This is a genomic window from Acinetobacter modestus (genome assembly GCF_014636095.1).
Classification (GTDB): domain Bacteria; phylum Pseudomonadota; class Gammaproteobacteria; order Pseudomonadales; family Moraxellaceae; genus Acinetobacter; species Acinetobacter modestus.
Genome location: NZ_BMDV01000002.1, coordinates 108,411 through 135,013 on the forward strand (window position 1 = coordinate 108,411; position 26,603 = coordinate 135,013).

26 protein-coding genes are annotated in these 26,603 nt (G+C 39.7%); 23 read left to right on the forward strand and 3 right to left on the reverse strand.

The window, feature by feature from the left end; translation table 11 throughout:
• Positions 1-18: 18 nt before the first annotated feature.
• The 6 genes from IEV17_RS04560 (at position 19) to IEV17_RS04585 (ending at position 5,213) form a co-directional block, all read left to right on the forward strand.
• Positions 19-552, forward strand: coding sequence for a TlpA family protein disulfide reductase (locus tag IEV17_RS04560; RefSeq protein WP_004660943.1), 534 nt, complete (start codon positions 19-21; stop codon positions 550-552).
• 14 nt (positions 553-566) lie between these two features.
• Positions 567-821 carry a DUF4266 domain-containing protein gene (locus IEV17_RS04565; RefSeq protein WP_004660946.1) on the forward strand — a complete coding sequence of 85 codons (255 nt, stop codon included), beginning with the start codon at positions 567-569 and terminating at the stop codon, positions 819-821.
• Positions 812-2,191: a DUF3570 domain-containing protein gene (locus tag IEV17_RS04570; RefSeq protein WP_004660948.1), complete on the forward strand. Its 1,380-nt coding sequence runs from the start codon at positions 812-814 to the stop codon at positions 2,189-2,191. Before IEV17_RS04565 ends, IEV17_RS04570 begins: the two co-directional genes overlap by 10 nt.
• 84 nt (positions 2,192-2,275) lie before the next feature.
• Complete coding sequence (locus tag IEV17_RS04575) at positions 2,276-3,178, forward strand: FAD:protein FMN transferase (protein WP_004660950.1); 903 nt, start codon at positions 2,276-2,278, stop codon at positions 3,176-3,178.
• Positions 3,163-3,843 (forward strand): response regulator, encoded by a 681-nt coding sequence (locus tag IEV17_RS04580; RefSeq protein ID WP_004660952.1) that lies wholly within the window; start codon positions 3,163-3,165, stop codon positions 3,841-3,843. The genes IEV17_RS04575 and IEV17_RS04580 overlap by 16 nt, the downstream gene beginning before the upstream one ends.
• Positions 3,843-5,213, forward strand: coding sequence for an ATP-binding protein (locus IEV17_RS04585; protein WP_004660954.1), 1,371 nt, complete (start codon positions 3,843-3,845; stop codon positions 5,211-5,213). Before IEV17_RS04580 ends, IEV17_RS04585 begins: the two co-directional genes overlap by 1 nt.
• A 116-nt stretch (positions 5,214-5,329) precedes the next feature.
• On the opposite strand, the gene IEV17_RS04590 is transcribed toward IEV17_RS04585, so the two are convergent.
• Both IEV17_RS04590 and IEV17_RS04595 read right to left on the reverse strand, forming a co-directional pair.
• Entirely contained in the window at positions 5,330-5,617 is a 288-nt protein-coding gene (locus IEV17_RS04590) for a DUF1330 domain-containing protein (RefSeq protein ID WP_004660955.1), read from the reverse strand.
• 56 nt (positions 5,618-5,673) lie between these two features.
• The gene (locus IEV17_RS04595; protein ID WP_004660958.1) at positions 5,674-6,336 is read right to left on the reverse strand and encodes a GntR family transcriptional regulator; all 663 of its coding nucleotides are present in this window, start codon (positions 6,334-6,336) and stop codon (positions 5,674-5,676) included.
• 153 nt (positions 6,337-6,489) lie between these two features.
• Between IEV17_RS04595 and IEV17_RS04600 the strand changes: the two genes are divergently transcribed.
• From IEV17_RS04600 to IEV17_RS04660, 13 genes are all read left to right on the forward strand, one after another.
• Positions 6,490-7,092 (forward strand): amino acid synthesis family protein, encoded by a 603-nt coding sequence (locus tag IEV17_RS04600; protein ID WP_004660959.1) that lies wholly within the window; start codon positions 6,490-6,492, stop codon positions 7,090-7,092.
• Positions 7,061-7,852, forward strand: coding sequence for an alpha/beta fold hydrolase (locus IEV17_RS04605; protein WP_004660961.1), 792 nt, complete (start codon positions 7,061-7,063; stop codon positions 7,850-7,852). The genes IEV17_RS04600 and IEV17_RS04605 overlap by 32 nt, the downstream gene beginning before the upstream one ends.
• A gap of 30 nt (positions 7,853-7,882) precedes the next feature.
• A complete protein-coding gene (gene tgnA / locus IEV17_RS04610) occupies positions 7,883-8,815 on the forward strand; it encodes a flavin-dependent trigonelline monooxygenase reductase component (protein ID WP_004660963.1) in 933 nt (310 codons plus the stop codon).
• A gap of 2 nt (positions 8,816-8,817) precedes the next feature.
• On the forward strand, positions 8,818-9,855 hold the full coding sequence (gene tgnB / locus IEV17_RS04615) for a flavin-dependent trigonelline monooxygenase oxygenase component (protein ID WP_004660965.1): 1,038 nt from the start codon (positions 8,818-8,820) through the stop codon (positions 9,853-9,855).
• Positions 9,856-9,865: 10 nt separating this feature from the next.
• A complete protein-coding gene (gene tgnC, locus IEV17_RS04620; protein ID WP_004660967.1) occupies positions 9,866-11,335 on the forward strand; it encodes a (Z)-2-((N-methylformamido)methylene)-5-hydroxybutyrolactone dehydrogenase in 1,470 nt (489 codons plus the stop codon).
• A gap of 313 nt (positions 11,336-11,648) precedes the next feature.
• Entirely contained in the window at positions 11,649-13,049 is a 1,401-nt protein-coding gene (locus tag IEV17_RS04625; RefSeq protein ID WP_004660969.1) for a purine-cytosine permease family protein, read from the forward strand.
• A gap of 25 nt (positions 13,050-13,074) precedes the next feature.
• Positions 13,075-14,244, forward strand: coding sequence for a hypothetical protein (locus IEV17_RS04630; protein ID WP_004660970.1), 1,170 nt, complete (start codon positions 13,075-13,077; stop codon positions 14,242-14,244).
• 147 nt (positions 14,245-14,391) lie between these two features.
• On the forward strand, positions 14,392-15,849 hold the full coding sequence (locus tag IEV17_RS04635; protein ID WP_004660971.1) for an NAD-dependent succinate-semialdehyde dehydrogenase: 1,458 nt from the start codon (positions 14,392-14,394) through the stop codon (positions 15,847-15,849).
• On the forward strand, positions 15,846-16,232 hold the full coding sequence (locus IEV17_RS04640; protein ID WP_004660972.1) for a carboxymuconolactone decarboxylase family protein: 387 nt from the start codon (positions 15,846-15,848) through the stop codon (positions 16,230-16,232). The genes IEV17_RS04635 and IEV17_RS04640 overlap by 4 nt, the downstream gene beginning before the upstream one ends.
• Before the next feature lie 292 nt (positions 16,233-16,524).
• Positions 16,525-18,225 carry an NAD-dependent malic enzyme gene (locus IEV17_RS04645; RefSeq protein WP_004660973.1) on the forward strand — a complete coding sequence of 567 codons (1,701 nt, stop codon included), beginning with the start codon at positions 16,525-16,527 and terminating at the stop codon, positions 18,223-18,225.
• 208 nt (positions 18,226-18,433) lie between these two features.
• Positions 18,434-18,544, forward strand: a complete 111-nt coding sequence (locus IEV17_RS04650; RefSeq protein ID WP_087543379.1) for a hypothetical protein — start codon at positions 18,434-18,436, stop codon at positions 18,542-18,544.
• A 299-nt stretch (positions 18,545-18,843) separates the two neighbouring features.
• Complete coding sequence (locus IEV17_RS04655) at positions 18,844-19,911, forward strand: amidohydrolase family protein (protein ID WP_004660974.1); 1,068 nt, start codon at positions 18,844-18,846, stop codon at positions 19,909-19,911.
• A 9-nt stretch (positions 19,912-19,920) separates the two neighbouring features.
• A complete protein-coding gene (locus IEV17_RS04660) occupies positions 19,921-20,760 on the forward strand; it encodes an SDR family NAD(P)-dependent oxidoreductase (RefSeq protein ID WP_004660975.1) in 840 nt (279 codons plus the stop codon).
• Between the two features lie 82 nt (positions 20,761-20,842).
• On the opposite strand, the gene IEV17_RS04665 is transcribed toward IEV17_RS04660, so the two are convergent.
• Positions 20,843-21,265, reverse strand: coding sequence for an Lrp/AsnC family transcriptional regulator (locus IEV17_RS04665; RefSeq protein ID WP_004660976.1), 423 nt, complete (start codon positions 21,263-21,265; stop codon positions 20,843-20,845).
• 226 nt (positions 21,266-21,491) lie between these two features.
• Here IEV17_RS04665 and IEV17_RS04670 point away from each other — a divergent pair, with 226 nt between their 5' ends.
• The 4 genes from IEV17_RS04670 (at position 21,492) to astD (ending at position 26,587) form a co-directional block, all read left to right on the forward strand.
• Positions 21,492-22,766, forward strand: coding sequence for a Glu/Leu/Phe/Val family dehydrogenase (locus IEV17_RS04670; RefSeq protein WP_155757114.1), 1,275 nt, complete (start codon positions 21,492-21,494; stop codon positions 22,764-22,766).
• Between the two features lie 80 nt (positions 22,767-22,846).
• Positions 22,847-24,052, forward strand: a complete 1,206-nt coding sequence (locus IEV17_RS04675; protein WP_004660979.1) for an aspartate aminotransferase family protein — start codon at positions 22,847-22,849, stop codon at positions 24,050-24,052.
• Positions 24,053-24,074: 22 nt separating this feature from the next.
• Positions 24,075-25,118 carry an arginine N-succinyltransferase gene (gene astA, locus IEV17_RS04680; RefSeq protein WP_004660982.1) on the forward strand — a complete coding sequence of 348 codons (1,044 nt, stop codon included), beginning with the start codon at positions 24,075-24,077 and terminating at the stop codon, positions 25,116-25,118.
• The gene (gene astD, locus IEV17_RS04685; protein ID WP_004660983.1) at positions 25,118-26,587 is read left to right on the forward strand and encodes a succinylglutamate-semialdehyde dehydrogenase; all 1,470 of its coding nucleotides are present in this window, start codon (positions 25,118-25,120) and stop codon (positions 26,585-26,587) included. Before astA ends, astD begins: the two co-directional genes overlap by 1 nt.
• Positions 26,588-26,603 lie beyond the last annotated feature (16 nt).

A 26,603-nucleotide genomic window follows, 5' to 3' on the forward strand; every position in this document is an offset into this window, starting at 1 on the left:
AAAATGTGGAGTCAGTCGATGGCTTGGGAAAAACAAACGTTAGCAAAAATAAAATGGCGAATTGCAGTTTTAGCATTACTGAGTTGTGGTGGTGCTCTGAGCGTCAGCACAATTCAGGCAGCAGAACCATCAGCAGTTTCTGCGAACAATAAAATGTTGCCAGCGAGCGATATTAATTGGTCGAAATATGCAGGGAAAGTGGTTGTGATTGACTTCTGGGCCAGTTGGTGTGGCCCTTGTCGAGAATCTTTTCCGTGGATGAAACAAATGCAAGCCAAGTACGGAAAAGATGGATTGGTCTTCGTAGGAATCAATGTAGACAAAGATCCTGCATTAGCGCTCAAGTTTATTCAGCAATATCAGCCTAATTTTGAAATTAGATCAGACCAACAAGGAAAGTTAGCCAGCCAATTTAAGGTACCAGGAATGCCTTCCACATTCATTCTTGGGCGCGATGGTCAGCCAGCAGCAAAACATCAAGGTTTCTTCAAGGCCAAAGAAGCCGAGTATGAGGCTGAGATTGTGCGTTTACTCTCCAATAAAAATACTTAGAGCAGAGGTGAAATTTGAAACTTAGTTTAAAGATATTAAGCAGTCTAGGCATCTTATTGCCGAGTCTGTTGTTATCAGCATGTAGTCATATGCCAACGAAGATGCAAACTTTAGGGGTTAAGCCTTGGGAGCGTGATATTTTGGCTCGCCCAGCGATGCAATTAGATGCTGCACCATTAGATGCAGCTTATGATGAACATATTTATTTTAGTAAAGAAGCAGCCAGTGGCGGTCGTGGTTTTGGTGGTGGAGGTTGCGGATGCAATTAACAAAAAAATCAGCACGCCACATTGCGCTTGCTTTGACTCAGGCTTCAACAGTTTTATTAAGTAGTCACGTTGCACATGCTGAAACGACTGCAACTTCTAACAAAGAAAGCACAACTTCACCTTTTAGTTTATCTAAAATCGTAGAGCCGGGTTGGAAAGTTGATACTGCGGTGTTGATGTATAAAGAGGCGGATAGTCGTGTTCAAGCGATCGAACCGAGTGTTCGTTTTGAAAAAGACTTTGGCGACCAACATATCTTATCTGGAAAAGTGGTTGTTGATTCACTCACAGGTGCTTCACCGAACGGTGCGACATCAGCCAATGTGCCACAAACTTTTACAGGCCCATCAGGTAATGCTGCGAAACCAACGCCAGCAAACCAATTACCCTTAGATGATGAATTTCACGATACCCGTGTTGCAGCATCCGCAAATTGGCAACAACCGATTGCACCAGATATGAAGCTGAATGTGGGTGGAAATGTCTCAAATGAATACGATTTTAGATCAATCGGAGCAAATGCGAGCATTGCGAAAGACTTTAATGACAAAAATACCACTGTGTCATTGGGTGGCGCATTTGAGTATGACAGTATTGATGCGGTTGGTGGTGCACCTGTACCTCTAACTCCACAATTGGATGGACAGAAACAACAAGGTACAAAGAGCAAGAATGTTTCTGATGTTTTACTTGGTTTAACGCAAGTAATTGATCGTCACTCATTGGTACAACTCAACTATTCATTATCGATGAGTAATGGGTACCAAAACGACCCATATAAAATTTTGACGCTAGTCGATGCTAATGGCAATTTAATTGCTGATCAGGACTTTGCGGCAGGCAATAATTTCTACTTATTTGAAAATCGTCCAGAGAAAAGAACACGTCATAGCTTCTTTGGTGAATATAAATATGGGTTTGATCGTGGTGATGTTGCCGATGTCTCATATCGTTTTACCACAGATGACTGGGGCGTTAAATCACACACATTTGATGCAAAATATCGTTATGCGGTTAACGAGAAATATTTTGTAGAACCTCATGTTCGTTACTATACCCAAACAACTGCTGATTTCTATCATAGCTACTTAAAAGTGGGGGATGGTATCGAATTAGATGCTCAAGGTGAACCTGTTCCGACCGTACAGTATGCATCAGCGGATAGCCGCTTGGGTGCGTTTGATGCAACGACCTACGGCGTTAAGTTTGGGATGAATCTTGCGAATGACCGTGAGCTGAGTTTCCGTGTCGAACAATATGATCAGAAAGCCAAAGACCTAAAACCGATTGGTGGAAATTTAGCAGGACAAATTTTGCAACCAGATTTATCGGCAACCTTTGTTCAACTTGGTTATAGTTTTAAATGGTAATAATTTAATCTAAGCTGTTAAAACCTATTACTTTCGAGTGGTAGGTTTCATAATTTATACTGATTTAAACTAAGCCTGAGTATGATGTCTCATAGATTAGAATTAATACAAGAAAATGACGCGCTTCATCAAATTCGCTTTACTGCGATGGCAAGCCCTTGCCAAATTTTATTAGATCATACTGATTGGACGAGCGCAGCACATATTGCACAAGCTGTTTATGCAGAATGTTTACGCATTGAACAGAAATATAGCCGTTATCGTAATGATAGTTTTTTAGCTGCTTTGCATCGCAATACCGATTGTTGGTTTGATGTGGATGACGAAACAGCAAAATTATTTGATTTTTCTGAAATTTTATATCAATTGTCCGAAAAAAAATTTGATATTACCTCTGGTGTACTTGGAAAAATTTGGCATTTTGATGGTTCAGAGCAAGTTCCAACTATTGAGCAAATCAATCAGCTTTTGCCTCATATTGGTTGGGACAAAGTAAAATGGAAGCAATCTCAGAAAAAAATTTATTTACCTCAAGGAATGTCACTCGATTTTGGTGGAATTGGTAAAGAATACGCAGTGGATCGTTGTGCCGAAATCATTGAGCAATTAAGTCAGCAAGCTTATTTAGTCAATTTTGGTGGGGATCTCAGAGCGAGAGGGCCAAGAAAATCAGGTTTGGCATGGCGAATCGGTTTAGAAACACCTGAGCAAAACAATCAAGCTCAAGCCTATTTTGATTTAAATACAGGGGCTATGGCGACCAGTGGTGATAGCAAAAAGTATTTGTTCAAAGATGGTGTTCGTTATAGCCATATTTTAAATCCATTAACAGGGGCCTCTGTAAAAGATGCACCGCGTTCAATTACCGTTTATGCTCAAACGTGTATTCAAGCTGGCATGTTAGCGACCTTGGCAATGTTAGAAGGCGCAGGTGCAAAACAGTTCTTAGCAGAACAATCAGAGGGGCAAGCATGGATTATCGACTAAGTGGACAACGTATTTTTTTAGTTGAAGATGATCTTATGCTAGGTGAGTCTTTGTCCGAAATCTTGCAAGCTCAAGGTGCAGAGGTAAATTGGCATAAGAATGCTGAACGGGTTATGAGCTGCTTGCAAACTTCAAGCTATGACTTGATGATTTTGGATATTGGTTTACCTAAAATTTCTGGTTTTGAGTTACTTGCCCAATTACGGGAAATGCAACAAGACTTGCCTGTTCTGATTTTATCGGCACGAGACATGATTCAAGACCGAGTTTTTGGTCTCGATCTTGGTGCAGATGATTATGTTTTAAAACCTTTTGACTTATCTGAATTACTGGCAAGAGTTCGTGTTTTAATTAGACGACGTTGTGGCCGTGCGCAGACCAAAATTAAAATTGGTGAGGTTTGTTTAGATCCAAGCTCACATCAAGTTTTTTATTTAAATCAGAAAATTAGCTTATCGCGTCAAGAATATCGCTTGCTGAAGTTGCTGATGGAGCATATCGGACAGGTGATCACCCGTGATCGTTTGGAAACGGCATTATTAGATAAAGATGAATTAGAAAGTAATGCTCTAGAGGTACATATCCATCATTTACGTAAAAAGCTATTTCCTGAGTTTATTCGAACCATTCGCGGTGTTGGATATTTAGTTCAAGTAGAACTGTAATGCAGAAAATATTATCGATAAAACAACAAGTTGTTAGAACAAGTTTATATGCGCTTATTCTCGCATTAGTGTTGAGTAGTATTTTAGGCTATCTTGCGACAAAACATGAAGTAAATGAGTTGTTTGACGCAACTCTAATTGATAATACCAGAATTATTAAGGGTTTAATTGATTCAGAACAGGCACATCAAAATTGGATAGATTTGCAAAAAAGCCTTGATGAAACATTACTTGAACATATCAGTTCAGGTGATCAACGCTTCAATGGTCATGCCTATGAAAAGAAGATTGCAATTCAGGTCTGGAGTAAAGAGGGCGATTTAGTCCTTCGTTCGGCCAGTGCCCCAAATCATGCTTTAGCACCATTAAAAGAAGGATTAACACAATTTCAAGGTGGGGAATATGATTGGATGGTTTATACCGTTTGGCTGCCTAACAAAAAGAGCTGGCTTGCTGTTGCAGAGCGATTAGATATTCGAAAGGAGCTATCAACCAATATCGAAGCTAGTCTATTACTCAGTTTGATTTTTGCACTTTTTTTAGCCTTATGTTTATTAAAACTTCAACTTAAAAAAGCATTTGCACCGTTAGTAGAATTAGGTGAGAAAATTTCTCAACGCGATTTTAATGATTTAAGTGCGTTGCATTTACCTCATTCGCCCGACGAATTGAAACCTGTGATAACGGAGTTAAATGATCTATTTCATCGAGTAGATTCTTCATTAGAAAGAGAAAAACGTTTTTTAGCTGATGCAGCGCACGAACTAAGAACGCCACTTACTGTGATTAAATTACAAGTTGAACAAGCACTTATTCAACCTGATGCAAGAGAAACGATTTTACAGCGTTTATCTGAAAGTGTAGAGCGTAATCAGCAAGTGGTCGAACAAATGCTTTTGTTGGCCCGTTTAGAAGCGGGGCAAATGTCTGTACATACCACAACTGTTATTTTTTCAGCTTTAATTCGAGAGGCAATTGCTCAACTCATGCCATTGGCATTTAAGAGAAATATTGAATTTCACTTAGATGTTGAAGAGGTGACTATCAATGGAGACTCGGCGCTTTTACTCTCGTTGCTACGTAATTTATTTGATAATGCTCTAAGGCACTCGCCAAATAATGCTGTCATTTCAGTAAAGTTATTTAAGCAAGCTCAAATGATAATTTTTGAAGTGGTTGATGCTGGAACGGGGATTGATCCAAAGTTTTTAGGTGAGGTTACCAATCGGTTTACCCAAGTTGGTGGAAGTGATGTGGGAGCTTCAGGATTAGGATTGGCAATAGTATCTAAAATTGCTCAATTACATGGTATGCGCTTAGTTTTAAATAATCATGAAACAGGCGGCCTGATCGTGCACTTACAATGGTAGAAAACAGAAATAAACCTGATTTTTACGATGATGTAATAATTTTTATTTCAATAAATTCATTGTTTCAAATGTATCGTTGAATAAGAAAAAGAAGAGAGGCGATCTCTCTTCTTTGATCAATCTAGACTTTCAACAATACTAATCATGACTTCGGCACAATTTTCACGAGCAAGCCTTGCTTTAGTATATTCTTCAGAATCATAACAAGCTTGTGCAGTTGCCAAATCAGAGAATTCAATAATCACATGGCGTTGAAACTGCATACCTTCCATACAGATTGATTTTCCCCCTCTAGCAAGGAATTTAGCACCATATTTTTCAAATGCTAAGGGAGCTAACGCCATATATTCTTTGTACTGTTCCATATCGTGAATGGTGACATGTGCAATCCAGTAAGCAGACATTTCCTTATCCTTTTATTTCTAAATTAAAAAAACCATTTTAGTTACAGATTGAGGCACTAAGCATTCAAAATATTTTTTGCAACCGCAGCAGCTTCAGCAATATGTTCAGCCACGGCTTGTTTTGCTTTTTCAGGATCTTGGTGCAGATAAATTGCTTCGCACATATTTTTAATACGTTGATAGCCAGAAATTTCTCGCTTCGTCGATTTCATGGTCATTGCACGAAGACGACTAATTCGACCATTCAAACGTTGTACTACTTCCCAAGCAATATGATGTTTTGCAGTTGTAAAAATAGTTTCGTAAAGTTTTGAAGAGGTAGAAATAATTAAATTAATGTCATCTGCTGCAAAGGCTTGCTCAAGTTCAATCAATAATACTTTCAGCGTTTCTGTTGTTTGAGCAGTTAGGTTTTGGGTGCAATCCGCAACGGCACTTTGTTCGAGTAATAGTCGAATTTCATAAATTTGTGATGCAATTTCCCAATCCAATAATGAAACAATTGGGCCTTTGTTTGGCAGAATTTCAACTAAACCTTCTGCTTCTAAATAACGAATGACTTCACGTACAACAGAGCGACTTACTCCTAATTCTTCGCACAAGCTTCTTTCGACTAATCTTTTTCCAGAAGGGAAATAGCCTGTAATGATCGCGTTACGTACTTTATTCAAACAAAGCTCACGTAAAGTCACAGGTGGATTTTCAATTTTAAGATTCATAGATGATTAATCTTTCCTGATTTTAATAAGTCAAAATTTTGTTACATGTTTCTAGCTGAAAATTAGCATACCAAACTCTTGCTTTTTTTTCATTATGTATTATGGTATACCATAATACGAATGCAAAAATAAATTCACTCGCAAGGAAATGCCATGAATCTAATCCGTAAAACAGTTCTTCATGTTGAAACGACTTATGTCGATGGCGATAAAGAAGCAACAAAACCGTTAAAAATGGTGGCTGCTGCTGCTGTGATCAAAAACCCATGGGCTGGTCAGGGTTATGTCGAAAACCTAACACCTGAGATTCGCCGTATTGCTCCGATTCTAAGTGAGCATTTAACTCAACTGATTCTTGATGAAGTTGGTTCAGGTGAAGCAGTAGAAGCATTTGGTAAAAGTGCGGTCGTAGGTTTGAATGGTGAGCTAGAGCATGCATCAGCCCTCATTCATACCTTACATTTTGGAAATACATATCGTAATGCGGTCGGGGCTAAGTCTTATCTCGCTTTTAATAACACGCGTGGTCCAGCGAATGCTTCGATTCTTGTTCCAATGATGGATAAAAATGATGAAGGTCGCCGTTCTCATTATTTGACTCTTCAATTTGCAATTCCAGATGCACCTGCTGCCGATGAAATTGTGATTGTAATTGGTGCAGCGACAGGTGGACGTCCACATCATCGTATTGGCGATCGTTATCAAGATTTGGAAGAGTTAGGTCATGATCTCAAAAACCCTGCAGCTGTCAAATAATCGGATTGCTCATTATTTTGAGCAAGGAGAAGGAGAGCCTTTGGTTCTCATCCATGGTGTAGGTATGCAAGCAGCCGCTTGGTATCCACAAATTGAATATTTCTCGAAACATTATCGAGTGATTTCGGTGGATATGCCGGGTCATGGAAAAAGTACAAAACTTGCGGATGGTGCACCTTTAAAAGCATTTGTTGATTGGGCGATCGAATTTATTACAGCATTGAATTTAGGTGCAGTGAATTTGGCGGGTCATTCGATGGGTTCATTGATTACGACAGGAGTAAGCGCAACTCGTCCTGATTTAGTCAAACGAATGGCGGTGTTGAACGGTGTATACAAGCGGACAAGCCAAGCTCGTGATGCTGTTGTGAATCGTGCAGAAGAGTTAAAAACAGGTCATATTGACGTTGAAACACCACTACAACGCTGGTTTGGTAACAGTGAGTCAGAACAAATTGCTGCTGGAAAAGTCAAGTCTTGGTTGGAAAATGTGGACTTGTCTGGATATACCACAGCGTATGCGGCATTTGCACATGGCGATCAAATTTATGCAGATGACTGGAGCAAAATTCAGTGTCCAGCACTGGTTTTAACTGGAACTGATGATCCAAATTCAACAGCAGAAATGGCAATACAAATGGCAAGCCAAGCGAGAAATGGCACCGCTATTGTGATTGAAAATGAGCGTCATATGGTGAATTTGACTGCACCAGACCAAGTAAATATTGCAATGCAGGCGTGGTTAGAAACCCAAGTCTAAATTGCCACACATTGATGAAGGAATATGACAATGAGTGAAATGGATAGTGTTAATAAAATACGCGAACTACGTGATGCCTTTGGCTCATTTATGACTGGCGTAACCGTCGTAACCACCTGTAAAGATGATGGAACACCATTAGGCTTTACTGCGAACTCTTTTGCTTCGGTGTCTTTGGACCCAGCTTTGCTGCTGGTCAGCATTGCCAAGACATCAAGCAATTATAATAACTTTGCCAATGCTTCACATTTTGCAATTAATATTTTGGCAGAAGAGCAAAAAGATGTTTCGAATACTTTTGCTCGCCCAAGTGACGATCGATTTGCAAATTTAGCATGGACAAAGAGCGCATCTCATAACCCTGTCATTGATCAAGTCAGTGCTTGGTTTGATTGCACGACGTATCAAGTTGTAGATGCAGGTGATCATGCGATTTTAATTGGTAAAGTTGAAGATTTTGGTTCAGCAGGCTTTGCTGGTTTAGGGTATTACCGTGGAGCTTATTTCACACCTGCCAAATCATCTACTGATGTGATTTCAAGTATGAAAGTCATGATGATGGCATTGATTGGACATGAAAATCAGATCTTGCTTGAACAGACACAGGATCAAAAGTGGACATTACCACATTTGATGGTTGAAAAAGATGGTGCAGAAAAAGCACTGGAAAAAATCTTTGCAGCTTATCAGCCAGAAGCCTCACCAAGCTTTATCTATTCTGTCTATGATGATGTGACCACCCAGCAGCAATATATTGCATTTTTATGTAATACCCCGATCGCACATGCGACCAAAGGTCAATTTGTTGATTTAAATGATTTAGAACAACTGACTTTTGTAGATAGCGCTTTAGAAAGTATGTTGATGCGTTATCGTAAAGAAAACCACCTCAAAACCTATGGTGTTTATTACGGTAATCAAATTAGCGGTACGGTTCGTCAAATTGTTAAAGAGGAAGTTTAACTATGCGTTTTTCATTATTTGTACACATGGAACGTGTTTCTGATCAACAAACGCAGAAGCAGCTCTATGATGAAATGATTGAACTTTGCCAAATTGCCGATCAAGGCGGTATGCATGCGATTTGGACAGGTGAACATCATGCGATGAATTTCACGATTGCACCTAATCCATTCATTAACTTAGTTGATATTGCGAATAAAACCAAAAATGTACGTTTAGGCACGGGCACAGTGGTTGCGCCATTTTGGCATCCAATTAAATTGGCAGGTGAAGCTGCTATGACGGATATCATTACCAATGGTCGTTTAGATATTGGCATTGCACGTGGTGCTTACTCGTTTGAATATGAGCGTATGGTGCCTGGTATGGATGCATGGAGTGCGGGTCAGCGTTTACGTGAAATGATCCCAGCGATTAAAAACCTGTGGAAAGGTGATTATGAGCATAATGGTGAGTTTTGGCAGTTCCCAAAAACGACTTCTGCGCCTCAACCGTTACAACAACCGTATCCACCGATTTGGGTAGCGGCACGTGATCCAAATAGCCACGAATTTGCAGTGCAAAACGGCTGCAATGTACAAGTCACACCATTACATTTTGGTGATGATGAAGTTGAAAAGCTCATGGGACATTTCAATACCGCCTGTGAAAAGTTTGCTGATATTCCTCGTCCTGAAATTATGTTATTGCGTCATACCTATGTCGCTGATAGTGAAGAAGATGCTCAATTAGCAGCAGATGAAATCAATACATTCTATAACTATTTTGGCGCATGGTTTAAAAATGAGCGTGAAATTACGCAAGGTCTAATCGCGCCATTGAGTGATGAAGAAATTGCAGCTCATCCATTTTATACGCCAGAAGCTATGCGTAAAAATAATGTAATTGGTCAGGCGCAAGAAGTGATTGATCGCTTAAAAGCTTATGAAGCAATGGGTTATAACGAATATTCATTCTGGATCGATACAGGAATGAGCTTTGAGCGTAAAAAAGCATCGTTACAACGTATGATTAATGAAGTGATGCCTGCATTTGCATAGGAGAGAAGACATGACTTCTCAATTCCAGTTGTATATCAATGGTCAATTTGAGGATGGTGCTGCACAATTTGACAGCATCAATCCAGCGACAGAGCAAGTTTGGGCGAAAATGCCTGAAGCACGTACAGATGAAGTCAATCGTGCAGTTGCCGCGGCATCTCAGGCTCTGCAAGATGCTGCTTGGGCAGGTTTAACCGCCTCACAGCGTGGAAAGTTGTTATATAAACTTGCTGATTTAATCGAAAAAGCTGCACCGCAATTGGCTCAATATGAAACCAGTGATACAGGTAAGATTATTCGTGAGACGTCGAGCCAAATTGCTTATGTAGCTGAATATTATCGTTACTATGCAGGGATTGCAGACAAGCTCGAAGGTAGCTATTTACCGATTGATAAACCAGATATGCAAGCATGGACCATCCGTGAACCAGTAGGTGTGATTGCTGCAATTGTTCCGTGGAATAGCCAATTATTTTTGTCTGCAGTTAAAGTTGGTCCAGCATTGGCGGCAGGTTGCAGTATTGTTTTGAAAGCCTCTGAAGAGGGACCAGCACCTTTACTTGCTTTTGCGCGTTTGGTACACGAAGCAGGATTTCCAGCAGGTGTGGTGAATGTTATTACAGGTTTTGGCCCTGAATGTGGTGCAGTTTTAAGTAGTCATCCAGATGTTGCTCATGTGGCATTTACTGGTGGTCCAGAAACAGCACGCCATATCGTGCGCAACTCTGCTGAGAACCTTGCCAAAGTCTCATTAGAGTTAGGTGGAAAATCTCCTTTTATTGTATTTGCAGATGCTGATTTACAGAGCGCAGTAAATGCACAAGTCGCAGCGATTTTTGCAGCAACAGGGCAAAGCTGTGTTGCTGGTTCACGGTTGCTGGTTGAAGACAGTATCAAAGATGAATTTGTTCAACGTTTGGTTGAGCGTGTGCAAAGTATCAAGATTGGTTTGCCTGATGATATGGCAACTGAATATGGCCCTCTGTGCACCTTGCGCCAACGTGAAAAAATTGAGCAAGTCGTTGCTCGCTCGATTCAGCAAGGGGCGAAATTATTGGCAGGTGGGAAAACGCTTGAAAGAGCAGGTTATTACTATCCACCCACAATTTTAGACTGTAGTGATGTACCACAAGCCGATTGCGTCATGACCGAGTTATTTGGTCCTGTCTTGTCTGTAGTGAGTTTTAACACTGAAGCAGACGCGATTCAAAAAGCCAACAGTACGCCTTATGGACTCGCAGCGGGTGTGTTTACCAACAATTTAAGCCGTGCGCATCGTATGACCAAAGCAATTCGTTCAGGGATTGTTTGGCTGAATACCTATCGCGCTGTTTCTCCACTTGCACCTTTTGGTGGTCATGGTCTATCAGGACATGGTCGTGAAGCTGGCTCAGATGCGGTGTTGGACTATACCACCACTAAAACTGTGTGGTTACGTACCTCAGATCAACCGATTGATGACCCTTTTGTGATGCGTTAATACATCACAACAGTTATTAGGATTTAAATTTCAAGGATGAAAAGATGACGCAGTTGAATTTCAAAATCACATAAATCTGATCAAGGCATACGTAAGATAATATTGGTTGAGCTTCAAGAGCCTCAACAAGGTTTCCTTTATCTTTTTTTGCCATTTCTTTAACCAAAGTTGATGTGATTCGTCTGTAAAACAAGAGAAATAAAGGTCAGGTCATCTGGATATGGCGCTGATCAGGCAGGTTGTGAAACCTAAGTTTACTCTCACAAATATTTGATATTGAGGAAAATGAAGTCCTCAAAGAGAGATTAAGGATATGAGCCAAAATGAAAATAGTGCTTTCGCCATTGAAAGCAATTCAATTGATTATGTTGATCCATCTCAACGTCACGGAAAAGTACGTGATCTATTCACGCTCTGGTTTTGTACCAATATTGCACCCTTAGCTGTGATTACTGGTGCAATGTCGATGCTAACGTTTAACCTCAGTTTGATAAGTGCGCTAGTGGCGATTTGTTGTGGCCATTTCTTTGGTGCAGCAATTTTAGCTTTAACTTCTGCTCAAGGACCCCAAGTCGGCATTCCCCAGATGATTCAAAGCCGAGCACAGTTTGGGCGTTATGGTGCATTATTAGTCGTATTATTTACAACACTGATTTATCTCGGTTTCTTTATTTCCAACATTATCTTGTCAGGTAAAACCTTACATACCGTCGTTCCCGCAATCCCTGTTCCAACTGCGACGGTGATTGGTGCAATTGCAGCAACGACCATTGGGGTAGTGGGTTATCATCTAATCCATAATTTTAATAAAATTGGGACATGGTTAATGGGCGGCTCATTGCTGATCGGCTTATTGATGATGTTGCCACAAATTAATGCTGAAGTACTTGCCAAAGGCTCATTTAACCTAAAAGGTTGGTTTGCCATGTTTGGTCTATGTGCAGTTTGGCAAATTAGTTTTTCACCTTATACCTCAGACTATTCACGTTATTTACCCAAGTCGATTGGGATTTTTAAACCATTTATCTTCACTTACTTGGGCGCTTCGCTTGGAACGATCTTTGCGATGGCATTTGGTACAGTGGCGGTGAGTATTGGTTCTGGTACCGATGCGATGGAAGCGGTGAAATCGGGTACAGGTATTTTCGGTTCGATTCTGATGATTTTATTCCTTTGTAATATCATCGGTCACAATGCCATGAATTTATATGGTGCGGTTTTATCGTGTATTACTTCGATCCAAACCTTTGCAGGTCAATGGATGCCAAGTAAGAATGTCCGTATTATTTTGTCGATTATGGTTTTAATCCTCGCTACGTTTACAGCACTTTGGGCATCAAGCAACTTTATTAGCTTCTTCCTGAACGTCATTTTTGCCTTACTATTTATTTTAGTGCCTTGGGTATCGATTAACCTATTGGATTTCTATGTGATCAATAAGAAATCTTATGATATTCAGTCGATCTTCGCACAAGATGGTGGCATCTACGGCAAATTTAATGGCAAAGCTTTAACTGCATATTTCATTGGAATCGTGGTTCAAATCCCTTTTCTTACCAATGCATTTTTTACAGGCCCATTCGCAAACGTCATTCAGGATGTGGATATTTCTTGGGTAATCGGATTGGTAGTGAGTTTTGTTGTGTACTACGTCTTTAATCTCGAAAAGATTAAATGCAGTAGCCCATCACTCAATGTAAAAGCGCAACATTAAACATGCTTAGAATGGAATCGATGACATGAAAAAAAGTTATTTACAACTCACATTGGCAACTGCATTAACCAGTATGGTTACACCAAGTTATGCAGGAATTAGTTTTGGCGACAGTAATGCCGACTCAGGCAAGTTAACGGTTTCTGGTTATGTACGTGCCAATTATCAAGACAAAGATTACGGTGAACCTGCTTCAGAACATAAGATCCGTTTTGATGCTGCACAACTAAAACTTGATTATGAACGCGGCAAACTATTTGGACATGCTGAATATCGCTGTTATCAATACGATACGCTGTGTGATTTTTCAACCTTGATCGATGCGTATGCAGGTTATCATTTAAATGAAACTGATCAGGTTGTGGCAGGAATGCAAGCTATTCCATTTGGACCAGGACGTTTCTGGGGCAATAGTTTGTACGGTAGTATCAATACTACAGCAGGTTTAGAAGATGTTCATAATTTAGGTTTGAACTATCATTTTGAATTGCCGAGTGCGACTAAATTTGATGTCGGTTATTTTGCGGCAGATGCGGGTCACTATGAAGGTACCACCAAGGACTCTGGTCGCTATAGTGCGAACTATGTAAGTTCTGATGACATTACGAAAAGTGATATCGAAGAGAAAAACATGTGGGTTGGACGTATTACCCAAGATATTAATCTGGGTGTAAAAGGTTTAACTACTCAAGTCGGTGCTTCATATTGGACTTCAGAGATTGACAATAAAACCACATCTCAAACGGGTCGACGTAATGCGTGGGCATTATTTAGCAAAATCAATTATGGCAATCTAGGTCTGACCTTAACGGGTGGTAAAAATGATGTCAGTAATAAAGACGTTGTTGATGCAACTTCATCTTTGATGGGTTCATATGACAGCGAATATTATGTTGCAAACAAAGCGACTTACTATACAGCTGATCTTGGCTACACTTTTAAAGATGTTAAGCAAATTGGCAATATCACGCCGTATTTTATGCACAGTCGGTACAATAAGGATTTGGCTGGTTCTCAAGATTCAACCCGTAATATCCTTGGTGTTTCAATCGACCATAAACAGATTTCTTTGGTCGCAGAATACATTATGAGTCAAAATGATCCCTTCATTGGTGGTACTGAAAAATCACTGGCAGTTGGAGATGATGGTAAATGGAATAAGTTACTCAACTTAACGCTATTCTATTACTTCTAAAATCAGCTATAACATTCGGGCAACCGAAAATTTTTTTCAAGATTTATTTGGTATGCCATAATACAGGTTTATTTAATACCAGAACATTGATACTGTTTTGTAAAATGTTCTGTGTATTAATGCCGAAGTCTAAATAGGATAATCAGTATGCAACTTAATCAATTGCCATTATTTCATCAACAAGCTTTTGTTGCTGGACAATGGTGTGATGCCGATAATCAACAAACTTCTGATATTTATAACCCTGCAACACAAGAAGTGATTGGTACTGTACCGAATATGGGCAAGGCAGAAGCCGAACGCGCAATTCAAGCAGCAGTTGCAGGTTGGGCTGTATGGAAAAATAAAACAGCCAAAGATCGCTCAACGATTTTAAAAAAATGGTTCGATTTGATGGTTGAAAATGCAGATCAACTTGCATTTATTTTGACTAGCGAACAAGGAAAACCTTTAGCAGAAGCGAGAGGTGAAATTTTATATGCTGCTAGCTTTGTTGAATGGTTTGCTGAAGAAGCAAAGCGTGTTTATGGTGATATTGTTCCAAGTCCTTATCCAGATGCACGGATTATCGTGAGCAAGCAACCGATTGGGGTTGTTGCAGCAATCACGCCGTGGAATTTCCCTGCGGCAATGATTACTCGTAAAGTTGCACCGGCTTTGGCTGCGGGTTGTCCTTGTATCGTTAAACCTGCGCCAGAAACCCCATTTACGGCATTGGCTTTGGTCGATTTAGCGATTCAAGCAGGCGTACCTGCTGAGATTTTTAGTGTCATTACAGGTGATGCGGTCACGATTGGGGATGCAATCTTTGAAAGTGATGATGTGCGGAAATTTACCTTCACAGGTTCAACACCCGTTGGAAAATTACTGTATCAACGTTCAGCGCAAACTCTGAAAAAAGTTTCATTAGAATTGGGCGGTAATGCACCTTTTATTGTCTTTGATGATGCAGATTTGGATGCTGCAATCGAAGGGGCATTAATTGCTAAATATCGCAATGCAGGACAAACCTGTGTTTGTGTGAATCGTTTTCTTGTTCAAGAAGGAATTTACGAAAAATTCATTCACGCATTAAGTGAAAAAGTTAATGCTTTTGCAATCGGCAATGGTTTGGATGTTGGGAGTGAAATTGGTCCATTAATTAATGCGAATGCAGTGAAAAAGGTTGAAGCTCACGTCGCTGATGCCTTAGCTAAAGCAGGTCGTTTGGTTGCTGGTGGTAAACGTCATAGTGCAGGTGAGTTATTCTATGAACCTACCATTATTGCTGATGTCACCGCTGAGATGGAGGTGGCGACTCAAGAAACATTTGGTCCATTGGCTGCTGTATTCAAGTTTGAAACTGAACAACAAGCCATTGAAATGGCAAATGCGACGGAATTTGGCTTAGCGGCTTATTGTTATACCAAAGATTTAGGGCGCGCTTGGCGGATGAGTGAGCAGCTTGAATACGGTATGGTTGGAATTAATAAGGGCTTAATTTCCAATGAAGTCGCACCATTTGGTGGAATCAAACAGTCGGGCTTAGGTCGTGAAGGTTCAAAATACGGGATCGAAGATTATCTTGAAATCAAATACACCTTATTTGGGGGATTGAATGCATGAGTAATGAAAAATTTGAAAAAGGCTTAGCCATTCGTAAACAAGTGTTGGGTGAAGCTTATGTCAATAATTCGATCAACAATGCTGATGATTTTAACTTACCTTTACAAGAGTTAGTCACAGAGTATTGCTGGGGTGCAGTTTGGGGGCGAGAGGAACTGAGCAAACCTGAGCGAAGCTTAATCAATCTTGCCATGATTTCTGCGCTTAATCGTCCACATGAGTTGAAGCTTCATGTCAAAGGTGCTTTGCGTAATGGTGTACCTAAAGAAAAAATTCGTGAGGTGCTGCTACAAGTCGCAATTTATTGTGGTGTACCGGCAGCCGTAGATAGTTTCCGAATTGCCAAAGAAGCGATTCAGGAATATGAACAAGAAAATAACTAATTAAACGATTGAGCAAACATTACACAGCATGTTGGTGATGTTTGCTCAAGTGATTACATTTTGGCTCTTCGCTCTTAAAGTGATATACCAATTGTTACGATTGTTACGGTCAGAATGGATATAATTTAAACAGAGTATTTATTTCCTAAATAACCAATCACCTTTTATATACTGAGATATATGCAGCTTTAGGTGTCTATTGGTGTAAATTATGCACTTCGTTTAAGGTGATTTTAATTCCATCTTGAGCAAAGAAAATTTGATATTTGATAGATCATCGAAAGAGTAAGGTATGCCCGCAAATCCTAGTAAAACCCAAAAACCTTTATATATTCCCTATGCTGGGAACGCTCTTTTAGAACTTCCACTCTTGAATAAAGGTTCAGCTTTTTCGACTGAAGAGCGTGAGCAGTTTAACTTGCATGGACTGATACCTAACAATATCGAAAACATCGAAGAACAAACGCAACGCTCTTATCAGCAGTACTTGTCATTTGACAATAACTTGAATAAGCATATTTATTTAAGAAATATTCAAGACACAAATGAAACACTTTTTTATAATTTATTGAGTCAGCATTTAGATGAAATGCTACCCATCATTTATACACCAACCGTCGGCGAAGCTTGCCAGCGTTTTTCTGATATTTATCGTCGTCATCGTGGGATTTTCATCTCATATGCTGAACGTCAATACATCGATCAAATTATTCATAATGTGAATAAGAAAAATGTCAAAGTGATTGTTATTACCGATGGTGAGCGCATCCTTGGTTTAGGTGATCAGGGTATTGGCGGTATGGGAATTCCAATTGGAAAATTATCTCTATATACCGCATGTGGAGGTATTAGTCCTGCCTATACGTTACCAATTACAATAGATGTTGGTACCAATAATCAAGAATTACTCAATGATCCAATTTACATGGGATTGAAGCAACCTCGAATCAGAGGGGAGCAATATTACCAATTTGTCGAACAGATTATTTCTGCTGTGCGTGAACGTTGGCCGAATGTGTTGATACAGTTTGAAGATTTTGCCCAAATTAATGCAATGCCATTATTGACTCAATATCGAGATAAAATTTGCTGCTTTAATGATGACATTCAAGGAACTGCAGCAGTTACAGTTGCTAGTTTAATTGCTGCATCTAGAGCACTTGGTAAACAACTTAGAGATCAAACAATTACTTTTGTTGGTGCTGGTTCAGCAGGATGTGGTATTGCTGAGCATATCGTTAGACAAATGATGGATGAAGGTTTGAGCGATCATGAAGCCCGTTCACGTATTTTCATGGTTGATCGCTTCGGTTTAATGACCGATCAACAGCCCAATTTACTCGACTTTCAACAAAAACTCGCAACACCTGTGAATGCAATTTCAGAATGGGAATATGCAGGACAAGAGATTGCGCTACTTGATGTCGTAAAAAATGCTAAACCAAGTATTCTGATTGGTGTATCAGGGCAAGCAGGTTTATTTAGTGAAGAAGTGATTAAAACTTTGGCTAAATATTATAAGCATCCGATTGTTTTGCCATTATCTAACCCGACTTCTCAAGTAGAAGCTCAGCCAAAAGATATTATTGAATGGACGCAAGGTGCTGCAATCGTTGCGACAGGTAGTCCTTTTGCACCAGTATATTTCCAAGGTAAAACTTATACGATTGCTCAGTGTAATAATTCGTATATTTTCCCAGGAATAGGCTTGGGTGTGATTGCGTGTGGTGCAAATCATATTAGTGATGCAATGTTGATGGCTGCAAGCACAGCATTGGCAGATTGTTCACCGCGTTTAAAAAATCCAGCTGCAGATCTATTGCCAAATATTAATGACATTCATCAAGTCTCCAAATTCATTGCTTTTAAAGTTGCAAAAGCTGCTATGGCAGATGGATTAGCAGTACCCATGAGCAATGATGTGCTGAAAAATGTGATTGAAGATAATTTTTGGACACCTGAATATCGAAATTATCGCCGAGTTACTTTTTGATTGAGCCAGATCTAGTCTGATTGCTGAAACGTAAATGTAATTTTGTAATCTAAAACAAAACCTGACTGCTCTTGAATGATCTTTCAGGTTTTTAGCTTATTATTACTCTCATAAAACTATCTGTTATATTTTTTTTATAAAATCTGTATCTACCTTTATTATCTGTATTCATTCAAAGTATAACGAAGTTGATACGAATGGGCTAAATATGAGTTTTTTAAAAAAGAAAAATAATGCGAGTTTCGTATTTTTTATTATCACACTCTATGCTTTTATCGGTTTTGGTTTAGGCTACATCATTTGGGAATATTTTCTTTAAAATCAGCTTCAAGCTTGATTTATAGCACTGTTTAGCTATTCATTTAATATAGTAAATTTAAGCTTACGAGTCTGTTTCGCTACGATGATCAACATCTACTAGATGCTGCTTGAGTTATATTCATCCAGCCATTCAAAACAATGAATAATATTCATAGCTCTTCATTAGAATAAATCATTTTATTCATAGATTTTTGTTCTGTACTCTAAAAATAAGCCGTATTTTAAAAATTAAATAAATGATGATTTGGGACGATGATCATCACATCTTCATCTTTTGAAATAATAAAGAGTATCGGAATGAAAAAACTCGATTTCGCAATTATAGATCCGCATATCCATCAATGGGATCCATACCATACTCCACATTCTGCTGCCTTGTTGGTTAAAGCTTTGGGGAATTATCCCCGTGTGATGGATAAAGTTGTGCGATTCGTTAAACCGAAGCCACTTTTAGACACACTAGGATTAACTGAATATGCATTGAGTCCTTATCTCCCTCAAAATTATCATGAAGATATGGGACATCATGCGATTGAAAGCGTAGTACATGTCGAAGCAAATTGGCATCATCATAAAGGCTTTGGTGTTGTCGAAGAAACCAAATGGATTCAACAATTAAATTTTAAAGACCAAAATTTAAAGCTAGGTGCAATTATTGCCACTGCTGACCCGCGAGATCGAAAATTTAAACAGATTTTAAACGCGCATCAAGATGCCAGTCCTTTATTTAGAGGTATTCGTAAAATGGCTTCTTGGCATGAGGATTCTGGTATTTATCGTTGGTGTGATCAAGCACATTTATATCAGTCTAAAAAATTCCTTAAAGGCTTTGAACAACTTGCCAAAATGGATTTATCTTTTGATGCATGGACTTATTCAACACAAATTTCAGAAATTACAAAATTAGCGAAACAATTTCCTCAAACAGCTATAGTCATTGATCATTTGGCAACACCCGCAGGACTTTTTGGCCCTATTGGCAAAAAAACTGGCCAAACACCGTCACAACGTGCCGCCATTTTCCAGCAATGGCGGCATGATTTGGCAGTTTTGGCTGAGCAGAAAAATGTCTATGCCAAGATTTCAGGGCTGATGATGCCCGTGTTGGGACACCGATTTTATCAACAATACCGTACTGCAACCGTCTATGAAATGGTGAATTTATTAACACCATTGATTCAACATGCAATACAGGTATTTGGCCCAGATCGAATCATTTTTGCTTCAAATTTTCCTATGGATAAAGCAAATACAACGCTAAGCGATTTGATCCAAGCTTATATTGAAATGATTACACCTTATGGTAATCAAGCGATGTATTCCATTTTTAGACAAAACGCTGCCAATTTTTATCAATTAAATTAGAGTCATCATATGAAAAGTTTTAATCAAAAAGTTGCTGCAATTACAGGTGCAGGTTCTGGAATCGGTCAACAACTTGCAATTTTATTAGCACAGCAAGGCGCTGATTTAGCTTTGAGCGATGTGAATGATCAAGGTTTAGCTGAAACATTGTCTTTAGTAAAACAATATCCTGTGAAAGTCACTTTAACCAAACTGGATGTTTCTCATCAGCAAGCTGTACGTGAATGGGCGGAGAATAGTTTCAAAGATCACGGCAAAATCAATTTGATTTTTAACAATGCCGGCGTTGCATTAGCAAGCACCGTAGAAGGTATGAGCTATGAAGAAATGGAATGGATTTTTAATATTAATTTTTGGGGTGTTGTCTATGGCACAAAAGAGTTTTTGCCTTATTTAAAGCAAAGTGGTGAAGGGCATATCATTAATATTTCTAGTTTATTTGGACTCACTGCTCAACCTTCTCAAAGTGCTTATAATGCAACAAAGTTTGCAGTGCGTGGTTTTACCGAATCATTACGTCAAGAATTAAATATGCAAAATAATGGTGTCAGTGCGACTTGTGTGCATCCGGGTGGTATACGAACCAATATCGCTAATAGTGCTCGTATGAGTGACAGTATCCGTTCTTTGGGTATGAATCCAGCAAAGGCTAGTCGATCATTTAATAAAGTCCTGAAAACTCCACCTGAGGAAGCTGCAAAAATCATTTTAGAGGCGGTTAAACATGACAAAGCTCGAATATTGATTGGGAATGATGCGAAGATTTTAGATTTGATTCAGCGGATTACACCAACTCATTATTCTCAAGCATTAGATTTTTTAACCAAAAAAACTTTGAAAAAAAGTTAAAATATTCTTTAATCTAAGGATGCTCATTTAATTTGTGTGAGCATCCTAGTTAATTCATTTCAAGGTGAATTATCATCTATCATTATGTTTTATATGTAGAAAGTAAAATGCTGGTTTCACTATTATAAATACCTGAAATATTTCGAATTCGTTCGAGTGCCTTGTCAAAATTTTCTAAACTGTCGGACTGTAATTCAACCAAAATATCCCATTTCCCGTTTGTAGTATGCAGGCGTTCAACGGCTGATTCTAAGCGTAATTCACGAATAACCGCTTGCGCTTTGGTTCCTTCCACCATGATATTCATCCAAGCACGGATAATATTTTTCTCTACATTTGGGCGGAAGCGTACAGTATATCCCGTGATGATGCCCGTCGATTCCATATATTCAATTCGCTTTTGTACCGTTGCTCTTGATACACGTGTTTTTGCAGCCAGATCTGTAATTGAGATCCGGGCATTATCTTTGAGTAAACCTAAGATAATATGATCAATATTGTTCATTTTGATACTTACTATTAGCAAATTGATAAAAATTAATTCATTTTAATCATTATAAAGAATTTTGTGAATCAATTTGATTCTTAATAATAATCAATATACGAAGCCCCAAACATTTTTTTCGAATGAATCAAGAGATCTATGTTGACACGGAACGATGGGGTGAGCGGAAACCTTTGCAGTAAGGGAATCTGTAGATAACAGGGACAATTGATTAATTAAGGAAAAGATGATGTCTTTATCATATGCGGCTCAAAATGGTAGTGCTTGGCAAACCTTTCTCACTCAAGTAGATCGTGTAGCACCTTATTTGGATGCCGACCTCAGCAACTTTGTCAACACACTGAAAACTCCAAAACGTACGCTAATTGTTGATGTGCCAATCGTGATGGATGATGGCACAATTCGTCATTTTGAAGGCTATCGTGTACAGCACAATCTCTCTCGTGGTCCTGGTAAAGGTGGTATTCGTTATCACCAAGATGTTGAATTGAATGAAGTCATGGCGTTATCAGCATGGATGACCATTAAAACTGCGGTGCTTAATCTCCCATTTGGCGGCGCAAAAGGTGGTATTCGTGTTAACCCTAAAGAACTTTCAACACGTGAATTAGAGCGTTTAACTCGTCGTTTTACTAGTGAAATTAGCCCAATTATCGGTCCACAAATTGATATTCCTGCACCTGATGTTGGTACTAATGCCAATATCATGGGCTGGATGATGGATACTTATTCAAGTATTAAAGGTCATACGGTTACGGGTGTTGTGACTGGAAAACCTGTGCATTTAGGTGGTTCATTAGGTCGTGTTCGTGCAACAGGTCGTGGCGTATTTGTTACAGGTATGCAAGTTGCAGAGCGTATCAAATTACCTATCGAAGGTAGCAAAGTTGCGGTTCAAGGCTTTGGTAATGTAGGTAATGAAGCTGCTTATTTGTTTAATCATGCAGGTGCAAAAATTGTTGCTGTGCAAGATCACACAGGCACAATTTTTAATGCTGAAGGTTTTAACGTAAAAGCATTACAAAAGCATGTTGCTGAACAGGGTGGCGTGAAAGGTTTTGCTGAAGCCACTGTGATCTCGGATGAAGAGTTCTGGGATGTCGATATGGATATTCTGATTCCAGCAGCATTAGAAGGTCAGATTACGGTTGAACGTGCACAAAAACTCAAAGCGAAAATTGTGCTTGAAGGTGCAAACGGACCAACTTATCCAGAAGCAGATGATGTATTCGTTAGTCGTAACATTACTGTAGTTCCTGACGTAATTTGTAACGCAGGTGGTGTAACCGTCAGTTATTTTGAATGGGTTCAAGATATGGCGAGTTATTTCTGGAGCGAAGACGAAATTAATGAACGTCTCGACAAGCTGATGATTCAGGCTATGAGTGATGTGTGGAATACCGCAGCGCAAAAGGAATGTAGCTTGCGTACAGCAGCTTATATTTTAGCATGTGAACGTATCCTCAAAGCTCGTAAAGAGCGCGGTATTTTCCCGGGATAAACCATCCATAAAGTTAAAGCAAACGGCTCATTGAATATTCAATGAGCCTGCATATCAAAAACAGGAAGTGAGTAAATAAAATGAGCGAAGTCGCAATTACACGTAGCAATTTTAATGATTGGATGGTGCCTGTTTTTGCTCCAGCAAATTTCATTTTGGTTCGTGGCGAAGGTTCTCGTATTTGGGATCAAAACGATAAAGAATATATTGATTTTGCAGGTGGTATTGCGGTTAATGCTTTAGGTCATGCCCATCCAGTTGCGGTAAATGCTTTAACAGAACAAGCTCAAAAACTTTGGCATATTGGTAATGGTTATACCAACGAGCCAGTATTACGCCTTGCAAAACAATTGGTTGAAAGTACATTCGCTGACAAAGTCTTTTTCTGTAACTCTGGTGCAGAAGCGAACGAAGCAGCATTAAAATTGGCACGTAAAGTTGGTTTACTCAGTGGTAATCCAAATAAAAATCATATTGTTGCATTTAAAAATGCATTCCACGGTCGAACTTTGTTTACCGTAACAGCAGGTGGACAACCTAAATATTCTCAAGATTTTGCACCTTTACCTGGTGGAATCGAGCATACGGCATTTAATGATTTAGATGCTGCTAAAGCTATTATTACTGAAAATACCTGTGCGGTGATCGTAGAACCGATCCAAGGTGAAGGTGGTGTGTTACCCGCTGACATCGAATTTTTGAAAGGCTTACGTGCGTTGTGCGATGAAAAAGGCGCTGTGCTGATTTTTGATGAAGTACAAACAGGTGTTGGTCGTACAGGTTCACTTTATGCCTATATGAATACAGGCGTAACCCCAGATATTTTAACGACGGCAAAAGCCTTAGGTGGTGGTTTCCCAATTGGTGCAATGATTACTACAGATCATTATGCCAACATGTATGCGGTGGGTGATCACGGTACGACTTATGGTGGTAACCCATTGGCTTGTGCAGTGGCAGGTGCGGTGTTTGAATTCATCAATACACCAGAAGTTTTAGATGGCGTTAAAGAACGTCATCAATATTTCATCGATGCTTTGAATAAAATCAATGCTGAATACGGTTTATTCAAAGAAATCCGCGGTCAAGGTCTATTAATTGGTTGCGTTCTGAAAGATGAATATGCAGGCAAAGCAAAAAATATCGTGACCTTAGCGGGTGAAGAAGGCTTGTTGGCGTTGGTTGCAGGTACTGATGTCGTACGTTTCACTCCTTCACTAATTATTCCAATGGAAGATATTGACGAAGGTTTAAATCGTTTTGCTCGTGCCTTAGCACGCCTCTAAATCTTGTTGTGAGCATCTAACCATGATGATTGTTAGACATGCAGCGCATCGGGACTTAGATGATATTTATCGTTTAGCGCAAAGAGCAGGAGAGTCGGGCATTGGCTTGACCTCCTTACCAGAAAACAAAGAAATCTTAGCTGAACGTATTACACGTACGACTCACACTTTAGCGGGCTTAACCGAAAAGTGTGAGGCAAGTTATTTGTTTGTTTTAGAAGATACCAGTATTCACAAAATTGTGGGTGTGAGTGCGATTGAAGTTGCAGTTGGTTTAAAAGAACCATTTTACAACTTCCGTGTAGCAAAACAGGTGCATGCCTCTAAAGCCTTAAATGTGTATAAGACTTTAGATACTCTTTTTTTAAGTAATGATCATACTGGTTGCAGTGAACTCTGCACTTTGTTCCTTGATCCTGAATACCGCAAAAACCAAAACGGTAAGTTTTTATCAAAAGTACGTTTTCTGTTTATTGCTGCCTTCCGTTCTTTCTTTGAAGAAAGATTGATTGCTGAGATGCGTGGTTTTTCAGATCAAAATGGACATTCGCCATTTTGGGATTCGCTCGGTTATCTATTTTTCAATATGGATTTTGCAGCTGCGGATTATTTAAGTGGTGTAGGACAAAAAGCGTTTATCGCAGAACTCATGCCGAGATTTCCAGTCTACGTTGATTTGCTGACCTCAGAGGCGCGTGCTGTGATTGCTGAAGTACATCCACACACATTGGCTGCGGCAAAAGTGCTGATGTCAGAAGGGCTTAAATATCAGGGTTATGTGGATATTTTTGATGCAGGACCAACACTGGAAGCCAATATCCCTGAACTACGTGCAGTCAAAGAGAGTCGTTTGCTCAACGTTAAAATCACTGAGCAAGTTGAAACGACAGAAACACATTTTTTGGTTGCGAACGACCAATACCAAGATTATTGCGTGTTGTTGATCAATAACAAAATCACTGAAAGTGACACTTTGCAGATGACAGCAGCACAAGCACAAGCACTGAATATTGCTGAACACGATCAAGTACGCGTTTTAGCATTAGAAAAAATGGAGAAGAACTAATGTCACAAGGTGCATTATTAATTGATGGTGCTTGGATCCAAGGACAAGGAACCGCATTCAGTAAAACCAACCCTGTTAACAATCAGCAAATTTGGGCAGGTCATGAAGCCAGCCAAGCTGATGTTGAGCAGGCATGTCTCGCTGCTCGTCAGGCATTTCCTGCTTGGGCACGTATGCCATTAGAAGATCGTATCGCAATTATTGAACGTTTTGCGAGTCTACTTGAGCAGAATAAAAATGAATTGGCTCAAGTCATTAGTCAAGAAACCAGTAAACCACTTTGGGAAACATTGACCGAAGTGCAATCGATGGTTGGTAAAGTCGCGATTTCAATTCGTGCTTATGATCAACGTACGGGTTTCAGTGAAACTAGAATGCCAGATGGTATTGCTTCACTACGTCATCGTCCACATGGTGTTTTGGCTGTATTTGGTCCATATAACTTCCCAGGTCATTTGCCAAATGGTCATATTGTTCCTGCATTGATTGCAGGCAATACCGTAGTGTTTAAACCAAGTGAACTTACCCCTTGGACTGCGGAAGAAACGGCAAAGTTATGGCAGCAAGCAGGTTTGCCGAATGGCGTATTGAATATCGTACAAGGTGGGCGTAGTACAGGTGAGGCACTTGCTGCGGCTGAACAAATTGACGGTTTGTTGTTCACAGGCAGTGCCAATACAGGCTATCACTTGCATAAGCAAATGGCGGGCGCGCCTGAAAAAATCCTTGCTTTGGAAATGGGTGGCAATAATGCCCTCATCATTGACGAAGCAACTGATATTGATGCTGTGGTGAATTTAGCCATTCAATCGGCTTTTGTTTCGGCAGGACAACGTTGTACTTGTGCACGCCGAATCATTGTTAAGCAGGGTGCAAATGGTGATGCCTTCATTCAACGTTTTGTGGAAGTAGCGAAGAATCTAGTTGTTGGTGAGTGGAATGCTGAACCACAACCATTTATGGGTGGTGTGATTTCTTCTCATGCTGCTGAACAAATGTTAATAGCACAAACTAAACTGATCGCTTTAGGCGCAAAACCATTATTAGAAATGACACGTCCACAAGCAGACAGTTCATTGTTGACCGCAGGTATTTTAGATTTAACACAGGTCGATGGTATTCCTGATGATGAATACTTCGGTCCATTGACGACGATTTATCGCTACAACACTTTTGATGAAGCATTAAGCATCGCCAATAACACTCGATTTGGTTTGGCGGTTGGTTTGGTTTCACCTGATCGAGATTTATTTGATCGTGTGTTGGTTGAAGCACGTGCGGGTATTGTGAATTGGAATAAACCATTGACTGGTGCTTCAAGTGCAGCACCGTTTGGTGGAGTAGGCGCTTCTGGTAATCACCGAGCGAGTGCCTTTTATGCAGCAGATTATAGTGCTTGGCCAATGGCATCATTGGAAAGTGATAACGTGACGCTTCCTGCAAAATTATCACCGGGCATTGTGCTCTAAGACGGATCGCATCGGG

Coding starts and splice junctions, on each gene's coding strand:
- IEV17_RS04645 (WP_004660973.1), top strand. CDS start 16,525: ATGCCCGCAAATCCTAGTAAAACCCAAAAACCTTTATATATTCCCTAT.
- IEV17_RS04635 (WP_004660971.1), top strand. CDS start 14,392: ATGCAACTTAATCAATTGCCATTATTTCATCAACAAGCTTTTGTTGCT.
- IEV17_RS04625 (WP_004660969.1), top strand. CDS start 11,649: ATGAGCCAAAATGAAAATAGTGCTTTCGCCATTGAAAGCAATTCAATT.
- tgnA (WP_004660963.1), top strand. CDS start 7,883: ATGAGTGAAATGGATAGTGTTAATAAAATACGCGAACTACGTGATGCC.
- IEV17_RS04600 (WP_004660959.1), top strand. CDS start 6,490: ATGAATCTAATCCGTAAAACAGTTCTTCATGTTGAAACGACTTATGTC.
- IEV17_RS04665 (WP_004660976.1), bottom strand. CDS start 21,265: ATGAACAATATTGATCATATTATCTTAGGTTTACTCAAAGATAATGCC.
- IEV17_RS04655 (WP_004660974.1), top strand. CDS start 18,844: ATGAAAAAACTCGATTTCGCAATTATAGATCCGCATATCCATCAATGG.
- IEV17_RS04590 (WP_004660955.1), bottom strand. CDS start 5,617: ATGTCTGCTTACTGGATTGCACATGTCACCATTCACGATATGGAACAG.
- IEV17_RS04570 (WP_004660948.1), top strand. CDS start 812: ATGCAATTAACAAAAAAATCAGCACGCCACATTGCGCTTGCTTTGACT.
- IEV17_RS04630 (WP_004660970.1), top strand. CDS start 13,075: ATGAAAAAAAGTTATTTACAACTCACATTGGCAACTGCATTAACCAGT.
- IEV17_RS04650 (WP_087543379.1), top strand. CDS start 18,434: ATGAGTTTTTTAAAAAAGAAAAATAATGCGAGTTTCGTATTTTTTATT.
- IEV17_RS04675 (WP_004660979.1), top strand. CDS start 22,847: ATGAGCGAAGTCGCAATTACACGTAGCAATTTTAATGATTGGATGGTG.
- IEV17_RS04595 (WP_004660958.1), bottom strand. CDS start 6,336: ATGAATCTTAAAATTGAAAATCCACCTGTGACTTTACGTGAGCTTTGT.
- IEV17_RS04560 (WP_004660943.1), top strand. CDS start 19: ATGGCTTGGGAAAAACAAACGTTAGCAAAAATAAAATGGCGAATTGCA.
- astD (WP_004660983.1), top strand. CDS start 25,118: ATGTCACAAGGTGCATTATTAATTGATGGTGCTTGGATCCAAGGACAA.
- astA (WP_004660982.1), top strand. CDS start 24,075: ATGATGATTGTTAGACATGCAGCGCATCGGGACTTAGATGATATTTAT.
- tgnB (WP_004660965.1), top strand. CDS start 8,818: ATGCGTTTTTCATTATTTGTACACATGGAACGTGTTTCTGATCAACAA.
- IEV17_RS04585 (WP_004660954.1), top strand. CDS start 3,843: ATGCAGAAAATATTATCGATAAAACAACAAGTTGTTAGAACAAGTTTA.
- IEV17_RS04605 (WP_004660961.1), top strand. CDS start 7,061: ATGATCTCAAAAACCCTGCAGCTGTCAAATAATCGGATTGCTCATTAT.
- IEV17_RS04640 (WP_004660972.1), top strand. CDS start 15,846: ATGAGTAATGAAAAATTTGAAAAAGGCTTAGCCATTCGTAAACAAGTG.
- tgnC (WP_004660967.1), top strand. CDS start 9,866: ATGACTTCTCAATTCCAGTTGTATATCAATGGTCAATTTGAGGATGGT.
- IEV17_RS04670 (WP_155757114.1), top strand. CDS start 21,492: ATGATGTCTTTATCATATGCGGCTCAAAATGGTAGTGCTTGGCAAACC.
- IEV17_RS04575 (WP_004660950.1), top strand. CDS start 2,276: ATGTCTCATAGATTAGAATTAATACAAGAAAATGACGCGCTTCATCAA.
- IEV17_RS04580 (WP_004660952.1), top strand. CDS start 3,163: ATGGATTATCGACTAAGTGGACAACGTATTTTTTTAGTTGAAGATGAT.
- IEV17_RS04660 (WP_004660975.1), top strand. CDS start 19,921: ATGAAAAGTTTTAATCAAAAAGTTGCTGCAATTACAGGTGCAGGTTCT.